This is a genomic window from Bacillus sp. ISL-47, from assembly GCF_018613175.1.
Classification (GTDB): Bacteria; Bacillota; Bacilli; order Bacillales; family Cytobacillaceae; genus Cytobacillus.
The window spans coordinates 1-691 of the sequence record NZ_JAGGQS010000001.1; the positions used below are offsets into that span (position 1 = coordinate 1).

A 691-nucleotide genomic window follows, 5' to 3' on the forward strand; every position below is an offset into this window, starting at 1 on the left:
CAGGGTGCTAAAAACAACAATTAGCTTTAACAGAGCATTTTGATTCGAATGTGACATGCGGTTATTTTCATACATTTATAAAAGAAATTTGTTTATTGATTAGAAAAAATACTCATTAACTGAACAATACACCTGCTGGGAACTCTAAGAAAATGAGAAGAGGACAGAAATCAAACAGGAGGGGGCCATGTATGAAATTTACCATCGAGTATATCCCTCTGAACAAGATCAAGCCGGATTTATCGCTGAAAATGACAGAGCGTTTTAAGAGGCTTCAGAGATTAATGTGGGACTGTATGTTTGTTTTGGTGGTCAAAAAGAATCGGAAGGATAATACCTACATGATTGTTAGCGGGCAAGAACGATTGGAATCCCTGAAGAAACACACTAAAAACATTTATGCCCCATGCATTGTTGATAAAAGCGATTCTGCCGGGATCCTATCGTGGTTTTATCGATTGAGGAACAAGCAGCCTCTGGATGACTTCCCCTTAATGCCTGCCAGCTGGTCAATCGCCCGTACCTTTTTAAAACAAGAGCATCGCTTTAAAAACCTTTCCAGGTCTGAGCAAATAAGAGTACTGCGTATCGCTGCACGTTACAAAAAAACGGTGATTTTCGCGATGAGAAACACGGTGGATGAAATGCTAAGAAATCAGAAATAATTTTCCTCTGTTAAATTGGCCTGTTG

General features: G+C 39.4%; 1 protein-coding gene. It reads left to right on the top strand.

All coding sequences use genetic code 11. The annotated features are described in order from the left end of the window. The first annotated feature begins 191 nt into the window (after positions 1-191). Positions 192-665: a hypothetical protein gene (locus tag J7I93_RS00005; protein WP_214722387.1), complete on the top strand. Its 474-nt coding sequence runs from the start codon at positions 192-194 to the stop codon at positions 663-665. Positions 666-691 lie beyond the last annotated feature (26 nt).